This window comes from Kitasatospora azatica KCTC 9699 (assembly GCF_000744785.1).
Classification (GTDB): Bacteria; Actinomycetota; Actinomycetes; order Streptomycetales; family Streptomycetaceae; genus Kitasatospora; species Kitasatospora azatica.
The window spans coordinates 1162134-1181466 of the sequence record NZ_JQMO01000002.1 but is presented as its reverse complement, the minus strand read 5'-3'; the positions used below and the strand labels follow the sequence as shown (position 1 = coordinate 1181466).

Annotated in this window: 14 protein-coding genes; 11 read left to right on the top strand and 3 right to left on the bottom strand. The window is 71.7% G+C overall.

What is annotated here, in order from left to right:
* Positions 1 to 14 precede the first annotated feature (14 nt).
* Entirely contained in the window at positions 15 to 2078 is a 2064-nt protein-coding gene (locus BR98_RS05545; RefSeq protein ID WP_051969336.1) for a SpoIIE family protein phosphatase, read from the bottom strand.
* 284 nt (positions 2079 to 2362) lie between these two features.
* Here BR98_RS05545 and BR98_RS05540 point away from each other — a divergent pair, with 284 nt between their 5' ends.
* The gene (locus BR98_RS05540; protein WP_035840701.1) at positions 2363 to 3826 is read left to right on the top strand and encodes a GuaB1 family IMP dehydrogenase-related protein; all 1464 of its coding nucleotides are present in this window, start codon (positions 2363 to 2365) and stop codon (positions 3824 to 3826) included.
* 64 nt (positions 3827 to 3890) lie between these two features.
* Here the strand turns inward: BR98_RS05540 and BR98_RS05535 are convergent, their stop codons facing one another.
* Both BR98_RS05535 and BR98_RS05530 read right to left on the bottom strand, forming a co-directional pair.
* Complete coding sequence (locus BR98_RS05535; RefSeq protein ID WP_035840699.1) at positions 3891 to 5531, bottom strand: cellulose binding domain-containing protein; 1641 nt, start codon at positions 5529 to 5531, stop codon at positions 3891 to 3893.
* A gap of 175 nt (positions 5532 to 5706) precedes the next feature.
* Positions 5707 to 6381 carry a DUF5995 family protein gene (locus tag BR98_RS05530; RefSeq protein WP_035840697.1) on the bottom strand — a complete coding sequence of 225 codons (675 nt, stop codon included), beginning with the start codon at positions 6379 to 6381 and terminating at the stop codon, positions 5707 to 5709.
* A 426-nt stretch (positions 6382 to 6807) separates the two neighbouring features.
* On the opposite strand from BR98_RS05530, the gene BR98_RS05525 reads away from it, so the two are divergent.
* The 10 genes from BR98_RS05525 to BR98_RS05480 all read left to right on the top strand — a co-directional run bounded on the left by BR98_RS05525 (position 6808) and on the right by BR98_RS05480 (position 19296).
* Positions 6808 to 7668 carry an ABC transporter substrate-binding protein gene (locus tag BR98_RS05525; RefSeq protein WP_035840695.1) on the top strand — a complete coding sequence of 287 codons (861 nt, stop codon included), beginning with the start codon at positions 6808 to 6810 and terminating at the stop codon, positions 7666 to 7668.
* Between the two features lie 43 nt (positions 7669 to 7711).
* Positions 7712 to 8491, top strand: coding sequence for an amino acid ABC transporter permease (locus BR98_RS05520; protein WP_063774706.1), 780 nt, complete (start codon positions 7712 to 7714; stop codon positions 8489 to 8491).
* On the top strand, positions 8484 to 9254 hold the full coding sequence (locus tag BR98_RS05515; RefSeq protein WP_051969335.1) for an amino acid ABC transporter ATP-binding protein: 771 nt from the start codon (positions 8484 to 8486) through the stop codon (positions 9252 to 9254). Before BR98_RS05520 ends, BR98_RS05515 begins: the two co-directional genes overlap by 8 nt.
* 185 nt (positions 9255 to 9439) lie before the next feature.
* Positions 9440 to 11149 (top strand): ABC transporter substrate-binding protein, encoded by a 1710-nt coding sequence (locus BR98_RS05510; protein WP_035840692.1) that lies wholly within the window; start codon positions 9440 to 9442, stop codon positions 11147 to 11149.
* Between the two features lie 11 nt (positions 11150 to 11160).
* The gene (locus BR98_RS05505) at positions 11161 to 12141 is read left to right on the top strand and encodes an ABC transporter permease (RefSeq protein ID WP_035840689.1); all 981 of its coding nucleotides are present in this window, start codon (positions 11161 to 11163) and stop codon (positions 12139 to 12141) included.
* Positions 12138 to 13127: an ABC transporter permease gene (locus BR98_RS05500; protein WP_035840688.1), complete on the top strand. Its 990-nt coding sequence runs from the start codon at positions 12138 to 12140 to the stop codon at positions 13125 to 13127. The genes BR98_RS05505 and BR98_RS05500 overlap by 4 nt, the downstream gene beginning before the upstream one ends.
* The gene (locus BR98_RS05495) at positions 13124 to 14836 is read left to right on the top strand and encodes an ABC transporter ATP-binding protein (RefSeq protein ID WP_035840686.1); all 1713 of its coding nucleotides are present in this window, start codon (positions 13124 to 13126) and stop codon (positions 14834 to 14836) included. The genes BR98_RS05500 and BR98_RS05495 overlap by 4 nt, the downstream gene beginning before the upstream one ends.
* A gap of 514 nt (positions 14837 to 15350) precedes the next feature.
* Positions 15351 to 17807, top strand: a complete 2457-nt coding sequence (locus BR98_RS05490) for an FHA domain-containing protein (RefSeq protein ID WP_035840684.1) — start codon at positions 15351 to 15353, stop codon at positions 17805 to 17807.
* Positions 17804 to 18346, top strand: a complete 543-nt coding sequence (locus BR98_RS05485; protein ID WP_035840681.1) for a hypothetical protein — start codon at positions 17804 to 17806, stop codon at positions 18344 to 18346. The genes BR98_RS05490 and BR98_RS05485 overlap by 4 nt, the downstream gene beginning before the upstream one ends.
* Positions 18346 to 19296: a serine/threonine-protein kinase gene (locus tag BR98_RS05480; RefSeq protein WP_035840678.1), complete on the top strand. Its 951-nt coding sequence runs from the start codon at positions 18346 to 18348 to the stop codon at positions 19294 to 19296. Before BR98_RS05485 ends, BR98_RS05480 begins: the two co-directional genes overlap by 1 nt.
* The last annotated feature ends 37 nt before the right edge of the window (positions 19297 to 19333 follow it).

Genomic DNA, 19333 nt, shown 5'->3' with positions numbered 1-19333 from the left:
AGCGGCATGCCCGCTCAGAGCCGGAACTCGCACCAGATGCCCTTCCCGGTCCCGCGCGGCTCCACGCCCCAGTCCGCTGCCAGCGCGTCGACCAGCAGCAGCCCGCGCCCCGAGGTGGCGGTCTCGCCGGGCTTGCGGCGGCGTGGCCAGGCGCTGGACCGGTCCTGGACGTCCAGGTGGATCCGCCGTGCGGGCGCGGTGAGGAGTTCGACGGTGAGGATCGCGCCGCCGTCGGTGTGCACCAGCGCGTTGGTCAGCAGTTCGTCCGTCACCAGCTCGATGTCCCCGCTCTGGCCGGCGGCTCCCCAGGCGGCGAGTGCCTGCCGGAGCATCATGCGGGTCTCCACCAGGCCCTCCGGGTCGGCCTGGTGGATGTGCTGGATCATGCGGCGCGAGGGGTGGATGCCGGGCACGGCGGCTCGGCGCAGCAGCAGGAAGGCCATGTCGTCCTCGGCGCCGGTGCCGAGCAGGCCGGTGCAGAGGTGGTCGGCCAGTTCCTCGGTGTCGGTCGGTCCTGAGCGGACGGCCTCGGTGAGCGCGTCGAGGCCGTCGGAGATGTCCTGACCACGGTGTTCCACCAGCCCGTCGGTGCAGAGCAGCAGGGTGTCGCCGGGGTTCAGGTCGAGCCGGGTCTCCGGGTACTCGTCCTGGCCGAACACGGTGGCGACCCCGAGCGGCAGACCGCCGCGCACCGAGGGCCAGCTGACCCTCCGGCGGCCGTGCCGCAGCAGCGGCTCGAGGTGGCCGGCCCGGACCAGTCGCAGGGTGCCGGTCTCCAGGTCCGCCTCGGCGTAGATGCAGGTGGCGGACCGGTCGGTGTCCAGCTCGGCGAGGAAGCGGGAGGCGCGGGCCATCACCGTGGCGGGGGTGTGGCCCTCGGCCGAGTAGGCGCGCAGGGCGATCCGCAGCTGGCCCATGATGGCGGCGGCGTGACTGTCGTGGCCTTCGACGTCGCCGACGACCAGCGCCACCCGCCGGCGCGGCAGGGCGATAACGTCGTACCAGTCGCCGCCGATCTCGCGCCCGCTGCGCCCGGCCCGGTACCGGACGGTGACCGAGCCGCCGCTGATCTCCGGGAGTCGGCGGGGCAGCATGGTGGTCTGCAGGGTGGTGGCGAACTCGCGCTCCTGGTCGAAGAGCATGGCCCGCTGCAGGGACTGGGCGACGGCGCTGGCGAGGGCGATGCAGATGTTGCGGTCCTCGGTGCTGAACCGGCGGCGGTCCCGGTAGTACAGGCCGAGCGCGCCGATCGGGCGGGCCTGGGCGGCCAGCGGCAGGAAGGCCGCGGCCCGGATCCCCATGTGTTCGGCGTAGGGCAGCAGCCGGGGGTACCGCTCGGTCAGTTCCTCCTCGCTGCTGATGAACCGCGGGCGCTGGGTCTGCACGGCTTCGGCCAGCGGGAGCTGGTCGTCCAGGCTGGTCAGTGACAGGTCGTCCAGGGCCTTGAGGGCCGGCGAGGGCTCCTGGGTCACGGCGACCAGGCGCAGCATGCCACCGTCGGTCAGGCCGAGGGCGAGTCCGTCCGCGCCGAACCGCCGCAGCCCTTCGCTGTCGGTCAGGACGTCGGTCACGTTCCGGACGGTCATGGCGCGGGCCAGCGCGTCGGTGGTGATCCGCACCGAGTCGGTCTGGCGGCGCCGGTCCGCGGCGAGGGCGCGCATCCCGGCGGCGTGGGCCAGCTCCTCCTCGGCGTTGCGGACGATCCCGACGATCCGGTACGGGTGCGCCTGCGCGTCGCGCAGGATGCGTCCCTGGGTATGGGCCCAGCGCTGGGTGCCGTCACGGCAGATCAGGCGGAAGTACGCGGCGAAGGTCAGCTCGCCGTCGCGCAGGGCCCGGGAGACGGCCGCGTCCAGCTGTTCGCTCTCCTGCGGTGGCACCCGGACTGCGAGCGAGGTGGCCCGGCCGTCGAACTCGTCCGCGTGGAGGTCGAACACTTGCAGGCCCACCTCGTCGAGGTGGTACGTGCCGGTGTCGAGGTCCCAGTCGAAGCTGCCCAGGCCGTTGAGCGCGAGTCGGTCGTCCGCGGCCGTGGGCGGACCCTCGCCGGCGGTGGAAGACGCGTAGTGGTCCGCCATGGCCGCTCTCCAGGGGTGGATGGCCGGTGGCTCGTTCGGCTCAGTCTATCGACGGCGCCTGGAGCCCGCACGGGCGACTCCTGTAGGTTCCTACAGCTGATGCCTGCTGCGAGTGGTCGGTGTTTGTGTGGATCTTCAGCTTTTGCCCGTGAACTGGCTTTCGGGCTGGGTATCGGCGAGCATTGACGGTTGGGTGCGGGGCGGCCCATTCAAGCGGTCCCTCGGCCTGGACCCGCCCTACCGCACCCGAGGTCTACCCTCCCAAAGCCAGAGAGCCTTAGTTCATGCGCTTCTTGAACCCCCAGACCGGCAGCTACGACGACCGTAACGCGGTTCCGTACGACCTCACGTACGACGACGTCTTCATGGTCCCCAGCCGTTCGGCCGTGGGCTCCCGGCAGGGTGTCGACCTCTCCTCCAACGACGGCACCGGCACCACGATCCCGCTGGTGGTGGCCAACATGACCGCCATCGCCGGGCGCCGGATGGCCGAGACGGTGGCCCGCCGCGGCGGCCTGGTGGCCATCCCGCAGGACATCCCGACCGAGGTCATCGCCGAGGTGATCGGCTGGGTGAAGCAGCGTCACCTGATCTTCGACACCCCCGTCACGCTGGCCCCCGGCGCCACCGTCGCCGACGCGCTGTCGCTGCTGCACAAGCGCGCGCACGGCGTGGTGGTCGTGGTCGAGGACGGCAAGCCGGTCGGTGTGGTCGCCGAGTCCGACTGCCAGGGCGTGGACCGCTTCACCAGCGTTTCCGAGGTGATGTCGCGCGACCTGCTGCTGCTCGAGGAGTCGATCGACCCGCGCGCCGCCTTCGAGAAGCTCAACGAGGGCCACCGCAAGGTCGCCCCCGTGGTCGACGCCGCCGGCCAGCTGGTCGGCATCCTGACCCGCAAGGGCGCGCTGCGCGCCACCCTCTACACCCCCGCCGTGGACGCCAGCGGCAAGCTGCGGATCGCCGCCACCGTCGGCATCAACGGCGACGTCGCGGGCAAGGCCAAGGCGCTGATCGAGGCCGGCGCCGACGTGCTGGTGGTGGACACCGCGCACGGCCACCAGGAGTCGATGATCAGCGCGCTGCGCGCGGTGCGCGGGCTGGACCCGCAGATCCCGATCGTGGCGGGCAACGTGGTCTCCGCGGCCGGTGTGCGCGACCTGGTCGAGGCCGGCGCGGACATCCTCAAGGTCGGGGTCGGCCCCGGCGCCATGTGCACCACCCGGATGATGACCGGCGTCGGTCGCCCGCAGTTCTCCGCCGTGCTGGAGTGCGCCGCCGAGGCCCGCCGCCTGGGCAAGCACGTCTGGGCCGACGGCGGTGTCCGCCACCCGCGCGACGTCGCGATGGCGCTGGCCGCGGGCGCGTCCAACGTGATGATCGGCTCCTGGTTCGCGGGCACCTACGAGTCGCCCGGCGACCTGCAGACCGCGCCCGACGGCCGGCAGTACAAGGAGAGCTTCGGCATGGCCTCGGCCCGCGCGGTGCGCAACCGCACCGCCGAGGAGTCGGCCTACGACCGGGCCCGCAAGGCGCTCTTCGAGGAGGGCATCTCCACCTCGCGGATGTACCTGGACCCGGCCCGCCCGGGTGTCGAGGACCTGATCGACTCGGTGATCGCCGGCGTGCGCAGCTCCTGCACCTACGCGGGAGCCAACAGCCTGGAGGAGTTCCACGAGAAGGCGGTCGTGGGCATCCAGAGCGCGGCCGGCTACGCCGAGGGCAAGCCGCTGCACTCCAGCTGGGCCTGATCCGGCCGCTGCTCCTGCGTGAACGGGCCCCTCGCTTCGGCGAGGGGCCCGTTCACGTGTGGGCTCAGCCGTTGTAGCCGGCCCACATCCGGGAGAACTGGTACGGCGTCTGCTGGATGTTGGTGCACTTGAAGAGGCTGCCGGTGCAGGCGTTGCCGTCCCGGGTGACCTCCCAGAAGGAGAGCTCGCCCAGGTGGTTCTGCTGGGCGAAGGTGAGCAGCTGCTGGGCGTCGGCGAGGCCGAAGACCTCGCTCTGGTTGTCGTTCTGGCCCAGCATCGGGGTGACGCCGACCATGGCCCAGGTCTGAGCGGTGGTCAGGTTCGGCCAGACCTGGGCGATCTGGGACCGGGTGGACTGCGCCGACTGGATCGCGTAAGTACCCATCTTGCCGGCCGGGTTGGGCGCCTCGACGTCGCCGAAGTCCATCGCCATCACATTGACCGTGTCCACCGCGACCCCGGCCGCCTTGGCCGACTGCAGGATGTAGACGCCGTCGGCGGTCAGACCGCTGGGCAGCACCGGCAGGGTCAGGGTGACCTTGAGATCGCGACCCTTGGCCCGCTGGGCCGCCTGGACGGCGGCGATCGCGGCCGAGCGGCGGTCCACCGAGGCATGGTCGGAGACCGCCGAGCCCTCGATGTCGAAGTCGATCCGGTCCAGCCCGTATGCGTCGACCACCTTCTGGTACTGGGCGGTCAGGCTCGGCACGGTGGTGCAGGACTGGGCCAGCTCGGTGCCGTTGGCGCCGCCGAAGGACGGGCGGACGTCGCCGCCGGCCGCCTGCACCGCGTCGAAGTCGGCCTTGTCCCAGCCGGTGCCGGGGTCGAAGGCGTTGAACCAGCTGGCCGTGCAGCTGGTGGTGCCGTTGACGATGAAGCCCAGCGAGAGCTGCTTGAGGCCGGTGGTGGCGATGATCTGCGGCAGGTCGGGGGTCGGCCAGGCGCCCAGGTCGACGAAGGGCGCGGCCGCCCCGGGCGAGCTGCCGCTGCCGGCCATCCCGGTCACGGTGGCGGAGTGCGCCGACTCGTTGCCGGCCGCGTCGTAGGCGGTGACGGTGAAGGTGTGGCCGCTGCCCGCGAGCAGGCCGGTGACGGTGGCCGAGGTGCCGGTGGTGGTGGCGGCGACCACGGTGCTGCCCTCGTAGAGGCGGTAGCCGGCCACGGCGACGTTGTCGGTCGAAGCGCCCCAGGCCAGGGTGACGGCGTTCGGGCCGGTGCCGGAGACCCGCAGCCCGCTGGGGACGGTCGGCGGCGTGGTGTCGGACGGGACCCCGGTGCACGGCTGGTTGTTGATCAGGCAGTTGCCGGGCAGCACCTGGGTGCCGGTGCTGCTGACGTCCATCCCGACCACGGCGGCGCCGGCTCCCGGCGCGAGCGGCGAGGCCCAGCTCGGGGAGGTGATGGTGTAGTGGGTGCCGCTGCTGGTCAGGGTGCCGTTCCAGGCGCTGCTGACGCTCTCGCCGGCGGGCAGGTCGAAGGTCAGCGTCCAGGAGTTGACGGTGCTGTTGGTGTGGTTGGTGATGGTGTAGTCGGCCTCGAAGCCGCTCGACCAGCTCTGCGGTTCGGTCAGGGTGGCGACCAGGCCGGAGACACCCGCATCGGCCTGCGCGGTGGCGGCGATCGCGGTGCTGGAGAGGGAGAGCGGCAGCGCGGCGCCGGCCAGCAGCGCGGTGGCCATGACGGTGGGCAGGGTGACACGCCTCATGGGCGGGTCCTCCTTGACGTGGGGGACGGTGTGGGGGCGTGCCGCGGCATCCCCACATTGGTAGAGACCAATGCGGTGCGTCAATACACCGGCCCTCAAGCGGAGCTGATTTCCGCTCAGTGCAAGGGTTGCGCAAGGGTCGGCGGCGCCCGGCGCCGTCGTGCCCGTCGGTGCGTCAGTCGTCCACCGGCGTGAGCAGGGCGCGGCTGACCATGCCCACCGACCCGTCCAGCGCCGCGCTCAGCGCGTTGTACGCCACCCGCACCTCGCGCAGCCCGCGCAGCGCCAGCACCGAGGCCCAGGCGGCATCGCGGGCGCGGTCGATGCTCCAGACGCCGAGCACGTGCAGCAGCGGCTCGGCGGCCTGCCCGGGATCGGGCAGCAGCTCCTGCCTGACCTGGGCCTCCACCTGGGCGAGCAGCTTGTTGACCCGGTGGAAGTCCTCGTCGAAGGACTCCGGATCCCGCCCGAGCGTGCGCGCGGCGTCGAGCACGGCGAGCGGCAGATCGTGCTCGATGTGGGTGTTCATGCCCGCAAGGGCGAATTGCAGGGGGTGGATACCGGGATGCCCGCGCAGTTCGAACAGTGGCCGCCAGCACTCCATCGGCTTCCCACCCGCCGCAGCGGCGTCCACCGCCGCGAGGTACCGCCCCGCGAACAGTCCGTCCAACACCGCCATCGCGGCCGGGGCCTCGAAATACGCCTGGGTCAGCCGATCGCGGATCAGCTCGGTGACGATCAGGTACATCCGGTTGAAGACCGCGACGCCGTCCGATGTCGGCAGACCCGCCCCGATCTCCCGCATCCGCTCTATCACCTGGTCGACGGTCGGTACTTGACTGATGGTCATCTCATCCTCTCGGTCGGGACGGGAGCACCAACACTGGCACCCACCGGGCTCGGCCGGAAGCCGCCGCGCCCGTCGGCCGGGGGTCCGCTTCACCCGTACAGCAGCACGAGTGTCGAACACGGATTTGACTATGTCGCTGGTCAGCACGCATAGTGCCCGCATGGCTGGATTTCTGGTGACTCGCAGGCACATCGACCTGCGCCGCGTGACGGCGATGAGCTGTCGCGCCGGTCGCTGATCCCATTCGCGGGCGTCCACTGACGCCGTCTGCGCCGCTTCCGCCTTTTGGCCGCCCACGCGGCCGGTTCTTCTCCCATCACTTTGCTGTGGACGGCTGTTCGCCGTTGCCGCCGACCCGTCGTCGATCGACCCCGGGCGGTCCCGGCACGCGCCCGTCCACGCGTCACCCTGTCCTCAGGAGCTCCCGTGCGCCCCCGCATCGTCCTCGGCACCCTCACCGCCCTCGCCACCCTGCTGTCGGTCACGGCCTGCGGCAGCGGCTCGGCCGCGAACTCGGCCGGCGGCAACCCGTACCAGCTCGTCGAGGCCGGCACCATCCATGTCGGCACGCTCTCCGACGCGCCGCCGAACGTCTACCTCAAGGACGGCAAGTTCACCGGCTTCGACAACGACCTGTTCACCGCCGTCGCCGCCAAGATCGGGCTCAAGGTGCAGTTCGCCTCGACCGACTTCTCCGCGCTGCTCTCCCAGGTCGCCAACCACAAGTTCGACGTGGGGAGTTCGTCCATCACCATCACCGAGGCCCGGAAGAAGACGGTGGACTTCAGCAACGGCTACGACTTCGGCTACTTCGGCCTGGACGTCCCCGCCGGCTCGCCGGTCAGCACCTTCGACCAGCTCTCGGGCAAGCGGGTCGTGGTGGTCCAGGGCACCGTCCAGGACGACTACGCGACCAAGAACAACCTGAACCCGGTCCGGGTGCCCGACTACAACAGCGCGCTCAACCAGCTGAAGGCCGGCACCGTGGAGGCCTGGATCTCGCCCGCCGAGATCGGCGAGAAGAGCGCCGCGGACAGTGGCGGCAAGGTGGTGCTCGCGCAGAAGCGGCTCAGCCCGGCGCCGACCGCCTTCGCGGTGGCGCACGACCACGCGAAGCTGCTCGAAGCGCTCAACAAGGCCCTCGACCAGGTGATCGCCGACGGCACCTGGACCAAGCTGCAGGAACAGTACTACCCGGGCCGTCCGGTGCCGGCCGACTTCAAGCCCGGCAGCGGGTCGGTCGCCTTCGCGCCGGTCACCGGGGCCGCCGCCTCGCCGACCTCCTGACCGGTCTTAGCCCGTTCCCGCGACCGACCGACAGGAGACCGACGTGGACCAGCTCGGCGTGCTGGTGGAGACCTTCTTCAACTGGGGATCGATGCGTGCCGCGATCTCCGACCTGCTCACGACCGGCGTGCCCAACACGCTGATCCTCTCGGTGTCGGCCGCGGCCGCCGGCACCCTGCTCGGCCTGCCGCTGGCGGTCGCGGGGACGGCCAGGGCGCGCTGGCTGCGCTGGCCGGCCCGGCTGTACACCGATGTGTTCCGCGGCCTCCCGGCCGCGGTCACCATCCTGCTGATCGGGGTCGGGCTGGCACCGCAGGGGCTGGCCATCTGGGGGCCGGACCCGTACCCGCTGGGCATCCTGGCGCTGTCGCTGATCGCCGCCGCCTACTTCGGCGAGATCTTCCGCTCCGGCATCCAGAGCGTGGAGCCGGGCCAGCTGGAGGCGGCGCGCGCCCTCGGGTTCTCCTACCCCGCGGCGATGCGGCTGGTGATCATCCCGTTGGGCGTCAGGCGGGTGCTGCCGGCCTGGGTCAACCAGCTCATCGCGCTGATCAAGGACTCCAGCCTGATCTACTTCCTCGGACTGACGGCCGGTCAGCGGGACCTGTTCCGGATCGGCCAGGACTCGGCGGCCAACACCGGCAACGAGTCCGCGCTGGTCCTGGCCGGGCTGTTCTACCTGCTGCTCACGGTGCCGCTGACCCATCTGGTCAATGTCGTCGACCGGCGGCTGCGGCTCGGGCGGCGGGTCGTCGAGGAGCCCGCCGACCTGCGGGAAGCCGTGACGCCCGACACTGTTGACGAGGGAGCCTCCCGTGCCTGACGACCAGCGACCCACCGCCCGGGTCGGTGGGCTCTCCTCCCCGGTGAGCCTGGCCACCCGGGACCTGCACCTGTCGCTCGGCGGCAACCCGGTCCTGCGCGGCGTGGACCTCGACGTGCCGCGCGGCCACACGCTCTGCGTCATCGGCCCTTCCGGCTCCGGCAAGTCCACGCTGCTGCGGACCGTCAACCGGCTGCTGGAGCCCGATCGGGGCGACGTGCTGCTGGACGGCGAGAGCGTGCTGCGGCGCGATCCGAATCTGCTGCGCCAACAGGTCGGCATGGTGTTCCAGCAGTTCAACCTGTTCCCGCACTTGAGCGTCCTGCGCAACCTCACCCTTCCGCTGCGCAAGCTGTGCGGTCTCTCCGGGGAGGAGGCGGAGGAGGCCGCGCTGCGCCAACTCGACCTGGTGGGCCTGCGGCACAAGGCCCAGGTCCGCCCCGGACAGCTCTCCGGTGGCCAGCAGCAGCGGGTGGCCATCGCCCGGGCCCTGGTGATGGAGCCTCAGGTGATGCTCTTCGACGAGGCCACCTCCGCGCTCGACCCCGAGCTGGTGAAGGGCGTGCTCGGTCTGATGGCCGAGCTGGGGCGCGAGGGCATGACCATGGTGGTGGTCACCCATGAGATGGGGTTCGCCCGCGAGGCCGCGGACCGGGTGGCCTTCATGGACCACGGGGTGGTGGTGGAAGCCGGCTCACCGGAGGCGCTGTTCGACGCCCCGCGCAGCCCGCGCCTGCGGCAGTTCCTGGCGGATGTGCTGTGACCGGCGCCGGGGTCTCCTTGACTGTTTTCGGCGTCACCTGTCGATGTCGGTGACGTCGGGGCGCTGACGACGCGGCCTGCGGGCCTGCGTTGCGTCGGCTTTCCGCTGTCCGTTGCGGCCTTCTGCCGCCATGCCTTTTCCCGCCTTCGGTTTGTCTACGATCCAATTCCTTGAAGAGGTAAATCATGACCAAGAGCAGGGCCGCCGTAGCGGCTGCCGCCGTCGCACTGCTGGCCGGATTCACCGCGGCCTGCGGCGCGGGTGCGAGTACGAGTTCCTCGGCGTCGGCCGCGTTCGACCCCAACGCCTGCCAGGGCGGCACCCTGACGGTGCTCAACCACCGCGGGCAGGGGAACTTCGACCCGGCCGAGCTCTACACCTCCGGCGGCGGAAAGGTGCCCACCCTGGTCTTCCGGACGCTGACCACCCGCAACCACACCACCGACGGCCCGGACAGCGCCAAGGTCGTGCCGGACCTCGCCACCGACACCGGCGAGCCCAACCAGGACGCCACGGTGTGGACCTACCACCTCAAGCCGGGGATCAAGTTCGAGGACGGCACCCCGATCAAGTCCGCCGACATCAAGTACGGCCTGGAGCGCTCCTTCGCGCCCGAGCTCCCGGGCGGCCCGCCCTACCTGCGCGACTGGCTGGTCGGCGGCGAGGCGTACCAGGGCCCTTACAAGGGCGGGGACTTGGCCTCGATCGAGACTCCCGACGACACCACGATCGTGTTCAAGCTGCGCAAGCCCGAGGGCGACTTCCCGTTCCTGGCGACCGCCACCCAGTTCGCGCCGGTACCCAAGGACAAGGACACCGGGACCGCCTACCAGAAGCATCCGGTCTCCTCAGGTCCCTACAAGGTCGTCAGCAACGACGGCGGCAAGAGCATCCAGTTGGACCGCAACCCCAACTGGTCGCGTGCCGTCGACGACCAGCGCCTCGCCTGCCCCGACAAGATCGTGGTCAGCTCGGGCCTCGACCAGTCCGTGATCAACCAGCGGCTGGCCGCCGGCACCGGCGACGACGCCCACGCCGTGACCACCGACACCAACGTCGACGCCTCGGTGCTGGCGAAGCTGAACGGCGATGCCGCCCTCAAGAAGCGGGTGGTCACCGGCTACTTCGGCGAGACCCAGTACCTGGCGTTCAACCCGACGGTGAAGCCCTTCGACGATGCGCGGGTGCGCCAGGCGGTCTCGTACGCGATCGACCGCGAGTCGGTGATCAACGCGGTCGGCGGCACCGCCGTCGCCAAGCCCGCCACCACCTTCCTGCCCGACCAGCCCGCGTTCGGCTACACGCCGTACGACTACTTCCCGGCCGGGCAGAGCGGCGACCCGGCCAAGGCCAAGGAACTGCTGGCCCAGGCCGGTTACTCGAACGGCCTGACCATCACCCTCAGTCACTCGACGGTGACCGGCGACGGCAGCGGCCCGGAGGTCGCGGCCGCCGTCCAGCAGGCGCTCGGCAAGGCCGGGATCACCGTCAAGCTCGAGGGCACCGCCGACGACGACTACCAGACCAAGTACCAGAAGCCGGCCACCGAACCGGGTCTCTTCGTGGCCAGTTGGGGCGCCGACTGGCCGTCCGGCGGCCCCTTCCTGGCGCCGATATTCGACGGGCGGCAGATCCTGGCCGACGGCGGCAACTACAACTCCGCGCAGCTGAACGACCCTCAGGTCAACGCCGAGATCGACGAGGCGAACAAGCTCACCGACCCGGCCAAGGCCGCCCAGGCCTGGGGCAGGCTCGACGCCGAACTCGGCAAGCAGGCGTACACCGTGCCGCTGTTCCACCCGATCTACAAGCGGCTCTACGGCACGGGCGTGAAGAACGCCTACGTCAGCCAGTGGAACGGCCTGTACGACCTCTCCCGCATCTCGGTGAAGTGAGGCCCGGCACCATGAGCAAGGCCCCGACGGCCACTCAGCCACCCGGCCGCAACCAGGTATGGCGGCGGCTGCGCGCCGACCGTGCCGCGACCGCCGCACTGGCGGTGGTCGTCCTGCTGCTCCTGACGGCGGCCGCGGCCCCGCTGATCGCCGCGCTCGAGGGACAGGACCCGACGACCTACCACAACGCCCTGATCGACTCCGCCACCGGCGGCGTGCCGATCGGCCCGTTCGGCGGCGCGAGCGCGGTGCACTGGCTGGGCGTCGAGCCCGGCACCGGCCGTGACGTGCTCGCCCGCCTGGTGTACGGCGCACAGATCTCACTGTCCGTCTCGCTCGGCGCGACGGTGGTCCAGATCGTGCTCGGCGTGCTGATCGGCCTGACCGCCGGGCTCGGCAACCGGCTGGCGGACAGCACGATCAGCCGCTCGATGGACCTGGTGATCGCGTTCCCGTCGCTGGTCTTCGCGGTCGCGCTGATGGCCGTGGTGCCGAGCGGCTTCCCCCGCCCGCTGCTGCTGATGCTGGTCATCGGCGTCCTCGGCTGGGGGCAGACCGCCCGGATCGTCCGAGGCCAGGTACTCACCCTGCGCGGCCTCGACTACGTCTCCGCGGCCCGGCTCGCCGGCTCCCGCCGCAGGCGGGTGGCCCGCCGCGAGATCCTGCCCGCCCTCGCCGCACCCGTGATCACCTACGGCGTGCTGCAACTCCCGGCGAACGTGGCCCAGGAGGCGGGACTGTCGTTCCTCGGCGTCGGAGTGCGCCCGCCGACCCCCTCCTGGGGGCAGATGCTGTCCAGCGCCACCAACTGGTTCCAGGCCGACCCCGCCTACGTCCTGCTGCCGGCGGCGCTGCTCTTCGTCACCGTGCTCGCCTTCACCGTCCTCGGCGAGGGCGTGCGCACGGCTCTCGACCCGCGGGCCAAGTCGCGGTTGCGGGCCGGGACCGAGCGGCGGCGCAAGAAGACCGACGCCCGGGAGGTGCCGGCGTGATCCGCTTCCTGCTCCGACGGACCGTCAGTACCGCGGCGGTGCTGCTGGTGATGTCGGCCGTCGTCTACCTCGTCTTCTACGCCGCCCCGCACGACCCCGCCGTCCTGGTCTGCGGCAAGGGCTGCGACGGCACCCGCCTCGCGGTGGTCCGGCACAAGCTCGGCACCGACCTCCCGGTCTGGGAGCAGTACGGCGACTTCCTGCGGGGCCTGGTCGCCGGACGCAGCTTCGACTCCGGCACCGACGTCACCCAGTGCGCCGCGCCCTGCCTCGGCTACTCCTTCCAGACCGACCAGCCGGTCCTGCAGATGATCATCCAGCGGATCCCGGTCGACTTCTCGCTCACCCTCGGGGCGATGGTCATCTGGCTGCTGCTTGGCGTCGGCACCGGACTGCTGTCCGCGCTGCGCCGCGGCCGCCTCGCGGAGCGAGCGCTCACCACGCTCACCCTGGCGGGGATGGCCACGCCGGTCTTCCTGGTCGGCCTGCTGATGCTCATGCTGTTCTGCGCCTCGCTGCAGTGGATGCCGTTCCCCACCTACACCGCCTTCACCGACGACCCGGCGCAGTGGGCGGCGAACCTGGTGCTGCCCTGGTTCTCGCTCGCGCTGGTCATCTCGGCGGCGTACGCGCGGATGACCCGCAGCAGCCTGCTGGAGACCCTCGCCGAGGACCACATCAGGACCAACCGGGCCTACGGGCTCTCCGAGCGCCGGATCGTCCTCGGCCATGCGCTGCGCGGGGCGCTGGTACCGGTGCTGACCATGCTCGCCATCGACGTGGGCCAGATCCTCGGCGGCGCGATGCTCACCGAGTCGGTCTTCGGCTTCGACGGCCTCGGCCGGCTGCTGGTGAACTCGGTCAACCAGATCGACCTGCCCGTGGTGGTCGGAGCCACCCTCTTCGCGGGTTTCTTCGTCGTGATCGCCAACGCCGTCGCGGACCTGCTGTACGCGCTGGCCGACCCGAGAGTGAGCCTGGCATGACGAATCGTCAAAAGCTCGTGGAGGTAACGGATCTGACGGTCCGTTTCGAGGGCGGGAGCGGACCGGTCACGGCCGTCGACGGTCTCTCCTTCGGTCTGGGGGCGGGCGAGTCGCTGGGGTTGGTGGGGGAGTCCGGCTCCGGGAAGAGCACCGTCGCCTTCACCCTGCTGGGCCTGCACCGGGGAAGCGGAGCCGAGGTCACCGGCACCGTCCGGGTCGACGGGACGGACGTCCTGGCCGCCGACCAGACCGAACTGCGCGCCCTGCGCGGCGCACGGGCGGCCATGGTCTTCCAGGACCCGCTCTCCGCACTCGACCCCTACTGGGCGATCGGCGAGCAGATCGCCGAGGTCCACCGGGTCCACACCGGCTCCTCCCGGGCGGCCTCGCGCAGGCGCGCCGTCGAGGTGCTCGACCGGGTCGGCATCCCGGACGCCGCCCGGCGTGCCGGGGCCCACCCGCACGAGTTCTCCGGCGGCATGCGCCAACGGGCCCTGATCGCCATGGCCCTGGTCTGCTCGCCCAAGCTGCTGATCGCGGACGAGCCCACCACCGCGCTGGACGTCACCGTCCAGGCGCAGATCCTCGACCTGCTGCACGACCTGCGCACCGAGCACGGCATGGCACTGCTGCTGGTCACCCACGACCTCGGTGTGGTCGCCGGCAACACCGACCGGGTGCTCGTGATGCGGGACGGCCGGGCCGTGGAACGCGGCCCGGTCGCCGAGATCCTGGGCACCCCGCGCGAGCTGTACACCCGGGAGCTGCTCGCGGCCGTGCCCCGCCTGGACGGTCCGCGCGAGCGGCCGACCGGCCCCACCGAGGACACCCTGCTGAGCGTCCACGACCTGCACCGCCACTACCCGGTACCCGCCCGGCAGCGCGCGGCTCCGGGCCGGCGGGCCCTGCTCGGCGGCCGCGAGAAGCTGCGCGCCGTCGACGGGGTCAGCCTGGACATCCGTCGCGGCGAGACCCTCGGCGTCGTCGGGGAGAGCGGCAGCGGCAAGACCACCCTCGGCCGGCTGCTGGTCCGGCTGACCCGACCCACCTCCGGCCGGATCCGGTTCGAAGGGACCGACCTCGCGCAGGCCTCCGAGCGCCGACTGCGGCCGGTGCGCCGCGACTTGCAGATGGTCTTCCAGGACCCGGTGGCCTCGCTCAACCCGCGACGCACCATCGGCGACTCGATCGCCGACCCCTTGCGGGTGCAGGGCGGTTCGTCCGGCCCGCAGATCCGGCGCGAGGTCGGCGAACTGCTGGAACGGGTCGGTCTGCGACCGGACTGGTACCACCGCTATCCGCACGAGCTCTCCGGCGGGCAGCGCCAGCGGGTCGGCATCGCCCGGGCGCTCGCCCCACGGCCGAAGCTGCTGGTCTGCGACGAACCGGTGTCCGCCCTCGACGTCTCCACCCAGGCCCAGGTGATCCGCCTGTTGTCCGATCTGCAGCACGAGTTCGGGCTGACCCTGGTCTTCATCGCGCACGACCTCGCGGTGGTCCGCCAGGTCAGCGACCGGGTCGCGGTGATGCGGCACGGCCGGATCGTCGAACTCGGCACGGCGGACGAGGTCTACGCGGCACCGGAGCACCCCTACACACGGCGGCTGCTGGCCGCCGTTCCGCTCCTGGACCCGACCGAGGCGGACCGCCGGCGTGCGGCCCGAGCCGAACTCCGGCTACGGGAAGGGGAAGCCGCCCTCGCCTCCTGAACCGCCCCGGCGGGCAGGGTGGTCAGGAAGGCGGGCCGCGACTGGGTGGTGCAGGCCGGCAGACCGGCGGTGAAGCGGCGCCCAGAACGCGGTCTTGCGTGCCTACCGGTACGCGGGGGGGCAGGGGTGTCACCGTAGACGGCACGGCGCCGGCCCCATCGGCCTCGCTCGTCGGCGCCGCCGTCACGATGCAGCCCAGCGCCGCCAGTTGGCGCCCGGCCAGGGTGGCCGCCGCACTGTCCCCGGCCAGGGTCAGTGGCACCCCGGCCAGCGGCGGCGCCGCGACGGTCGGTGCTGCCGCCCCAGCCGGGCGCAGTAGCGTAGTCATCGGCCCTCGTCCTGCCCTCGTCACCGAGCGAATCCCGAGTGAATCCCCTGTGGCGCACGGGACTCCGGCTTCACGTGCGAGCTTTCACCTGCGAGCTTCACGTGCGCTCTGCGTGACGACGCTATCACGGCAAGTGACCATAGTTCACCGATCGCTGAGCCCACGGCGCCGGACTATGGTCGAACCATGGGAGAGCGACAGACCGCGCCCACCGCGCCGCAGCTGGTCCTGCAGACCGACGGCGACTCGCAGCTCCTGAGCCCGAGCCGCTCGTACCACCTGGGCCGTGACCCGGTCAGCGAGATTCCGCTCAGCGACCCCCGGGTCTCCTGGCACCACGCGTTGCTGCATGTCGGCGACGGCCACTGGATGCTGGAGGATCTCGACAGCACCAACGGCACCTACCTCGACGGCCACCGGGTCAGCCACCTCGACCTCGGTCCCGACTGCGTGGTCCGCTTCGGCAGTCCGGGCGACGGACCCGAGGTGGCCCTGCGACCGGCCGCGCCGCCCGCGCCTGCCCGCACCCCGCCCGGGCCCACCCGTGCGGCGCCGAGGCCCACCGCGCTGACCGCGATCACCGGCTCCTTCCGTCCGCCGACCAGCGTCCACCCGCTCGCCGCCGCCCGCACCCTGCGGATCGGACGCTCGCACGACAACGACCTGGTGGTCGAGGACCTCGAAGTCTCCCGCCACCACGCCGAACTGCGCGCCGGGCCCGGCGGCCGGTACGAGATCGTCGACCTCGGCAGCCACAACGGCACCTACCTCAACGGCCAGCCGGTGATCCAGGCCCCGGTCGGCCCCACCGATCTGGTCGGCATCGGCCACTCGGTGTTCTGCCTGGTCGACGGCGAGCTGCAGGAGTTCGCCGACACCGGCGAGGTCACCCTGGACGTCGAGAACCTGGTGGTCACCGTCGGCGACGGGCGGCACCTGCTGGACGGGATCAGCTTCCCGGTCGGCCAGAAGTGCCTGCTCGCGGTCGCCGGGCCGAGCGGATCGGGCAAGTCCACCCTGCTCAATGCGCTGACCGGCCTGCGTCCCGCCGATCAGGGTACGGTCCGCTACGACGGCCGCGACCTCTACCGCGACTACGCCGAACTGCGCCGCCGGATCGGCCTGGTGCCGCAGGACGACATCCTGCACACCCAGCTCACGGTTCGCCGGGCCCTCGGCTACGCCGCCGAGCTGCGCTTCCCCGGTGACACCGCGCCGGCCGAACGGGAGGCCAGGATCGCCGAGGTGATCGGCGAACTCGGCCTGGACAAGCGGGCCGACCTGGTCATCTCCAGCCTCTCCGGCGGTCAGCGCAAGCGGGTCAGTGTGGCCCTGGAACTGCTCACCAAGCCCTCGCTGCTCTTCCTGGACGAGCCCACCTCGGGCCTGGACCCGGGCATGGACCGCTCGGTGATGCAGATGTTGCGTGCTCTCGCCGACGAGGGCCGCACCGTCATCGTGGTCACCCACAGCGTGCTCAGCCTCGACCTCTGCGACCGTCTGCTGTTGCTGGCGCCCGGCGGCCGCACCGCCTACTACGGCCCGCCCGGCGAGAGCCTGCCGTACTTCGGCTTCGAGCAGTGGCCCGACGCTTTCGAGGCATTCGAGTCGCAGGAGGACCGCGACTGGGCCGGCCAGTACCGCGCCTCACCCGCCTACCAGCGCTACATCGCACCGATGGCGGCCGCCGAGAAGGCCCCGGAGAGACTCGCGCGGCCCGCGAGACCGGTCGGGCCGGCAGCCGAACGCCCAGCAGCCGAGCGCCCGGCAGCCGAGCGCCCGGCGGCCGAACGGCCGGCGGCCGAACGTCCCGCGCTCAAGGCCCCGACCCCGCAGCGCTGGCACCACCAACTCGGCACCCTGGTCCGCCGCTACGCCACCGCGCTGACCGCCGACCGGACCTTCCTCGCCATCATGATCGCGCTGCCCTTCGTGATGGGTGCGATGGCCCACGCGCTGGCCGGCTCCAAGCTCACCCAGAGCACCGCGCTCAACGCGCTGCTGCTGCTCTGCGTCGGCGGTGTGCTCACCGGCGCGGCCAACGCGGTTCGCGAGCTGGTCAAGGAACGGGTCATCTACCAGCGCGAACGAGCGGTCGGGCTGTCCAGATCGGCCTACATCTGCTCGAAGGTGGTGGTGCTCGGCACCGTGACGGTGGTTCAGGCGGTGGTGCTGACCATGGTCGGGCTGGCCGGGGTGAAGCTCGAACCACCGGGCGGCAGCGGGGTGTTCATGCCGCCGCTGATCGAGATCACGCTGGCCGTCGCGCTGCTCTCGTTCACCGCGATGATGCTCGGCCTGGTGATCTCGGCGGTGGTCGCCAAGGAGGAGGTCACCATGCCGCTGCTGGTGCTGCTGGCCATCGTCCAGGTGGTCTTCTGCGGCGCGCTGCTGCGGCTGAACGTGCCGGTGCTCAACCAGATCTCCTGGCTGGTGCCCTCCCGTTGGGCGTTGGGCGCGATGGCCGCCACCGTGAACCTGCACGTCATCGTCCCCGGCACGCTGACCGGCGACCCGCTGTTCCGGCACACGGCGAAGGTGTGGCTGCTCGACATGGGGATGCTGGTGGTGCTCAGCTCCGTCTTCGGCCTGCTGGTCGCGCGGCTACTGCGCCGCCACGAGCCGGCGGTGATGCGGAAGTGACCGAGCCCTACTTCGAGCCCACCCATGTGGTGCCGCCCGGCGGGCTGCCCACCTGGTCGGCCCCGGAGCCCGGCAAGTTCGCGGCCCGGCTCGACCCGCTGCTCCCGGTCCAGCTGACCGAGATCCGCGGCGACTGGGCTCAGGTGGTCTGCGCCAACGGCTGGACCACCTGGTTGGACGGCCGGTTGCTGATCGCACTGCCGCGCTCGCCGGTCGGCGCCGGCGAGCTGCTGCCGGGCGAGGACCCGCGCCCGCTGCTGGCCCGTCTGGAGGCCGCACTGGCCGCCTACCGCGAGCACTTGGACGACCTGGCCGAAGGCCGCAGCACCGCGCAGGAGTTCGGTGCCCGGGTGAAGGGGCTGCGGATCGGGGCGGTGGTGGACGGCGCCGAGTCCTGGCTGCTGGACCTGGCCGAGAAGCGCTGGTACTACTGCGACGGGCAGCGGCTGCGCCCGTACGCGGTGGTCACCCCCGTGGACGGTGCGGTGGTCACCCCGGTGGACGGCGCGGCGACCGGGTCCACTGACGGGGAGCCCTAGTGTCCACCGTCCCGTCCGATCTGATCGGCCGTCGGATCGCCGGCTACCGCCTGGAGCGGGAGATCGGGCGCGGCGGGATGGCCCGGGTCTACCGGGCCGAGGACCTGCGGCTGGGGCGGACCGTGGCGGTCAAGATCCTGGCGCCCGAGCTGGCCCGCAACGACTTGTTCCGCAAGCGCTTCGAGCACGAGTCGCGGATCGCGGCCTCGATCGACCATCCGCACATCGTGCCGGTCTTCGAAGCGGGGGAGGCCGAGGGGGTGCTGTTCATCGCGATGCGCTTCGTGCACGGGCGCGACCTGCGCGCGCTGCTGGACCGGGAGGGGCCGCTGCCGCTGGACCGGACGGCCCGGATCGTCACCCAGGTCGCTTCGGCGCTGGACGCCGCGCACGCCCACAACCTGGTGCACCGGGACGTGAAGCCGGGCAACATCCTGGTCGCCGAGGGCACCGACAGCGAGCACCCGGAGCACATCTACCTCACCGACTTCGGGCTCACCAAGAAGTCGCTCTCGCTGACCGGGTTCACCACGGTCGGCCAGTTCGTCGGGACCCTCGACTACGTGGCGCCGGAGCAGATCGCCGGCCGGCCGGTGGACGGGCGGTGCGACGTCTACGGACTGGCCTGCGTGGTGCACGAGATGCTGACCGGACGCCCGCCGTTCGAGCGGGACGACGACATGGCGCTGCTCTGGGCGCACCTGAACGACCCGCCGGAGCCGGCGGTCGGCCACGGCGCCGCGGTCGACGAGGTGCTGGTGCGGGCCCTGGCCAAGGATCCGCAGGCGCGGTACCCGAGTTGCGCCGGTTTCGTGGCCGCCCTGCGGACTGCGGGCCTGGCGGCGCGGGTGGCTGCTCCGGCACCCACGCAGGTGGTGACCGAACCGCCGCCCCCGCCACCGCCGCCCGCCTGGGCCGCCCCCGTGTACGGCCCCGGTCCGCGCGTCTAGGGCCTGTCCGGCAGGATCGGCCGGGCAGGCTCTAGTG

Excerpts from the sequence above, each read along its gene's own strand:
- BR98_RS05540 (WP_035840701.1), top strand. The coding sequence starts at position 2,363 with ATGCGCTTCTTGAACCCCCAGACCGGCAGCTACGACGACCGTAACGCG.
- BR98_RS05490 (WP_035840684.1), top strand. The coding sequence starts at position 15,351 with ATGGGAGAGCGACAGACCGCGCCCACCGCGCCGCAGCTGGTCCTGCAG.
- BR98_RS05535 (WP_035840699.1), bottom strand. The coding sequence starts at position 5,531 with ATGAGGCGTGTCACCCTGCCCACCGTCATGGCCACCGCGCTGCTGGCC.
- BR98_RS05530 (WP_035840697.1), bottom strand. The coding sequence starts at position 6,381 with ATGACCATCAGTCAAGTACCGACCGTCGACCAGGTGATAGAGCGGATG.
- BR98_RS05545 (WP_051969336.1), bottom strand. The coding sequence starts at position 2,078 with ATGGCGGACCACTACGCGTCTTCCACCGCCGGCGAGGGTCCGCCCACG.
- BR98_RS05510 (WP_035840692.1), top strand. The coding sequence starts at position 9,440 with ATGACCAAGAGCAGGGCCGCCGTAGCGGCTGCCGCCGTCGCACTGCTG.
- BR98_RS05505 (WP_035840689.1), top strand. The coding sequence starts at position 11,161 with ATGAGCAAGGCCCCGACGGCCACTCAGCCACCCGGCCGCAACCAGGTA.
- BR98_RS05495 (WP_035840686.1), top strand. The coding sequence starts at position 13,124 with ATGACGAATCGTCAAAAGCTCGTGGAGGTAACGGATCTGACGGTCCGT.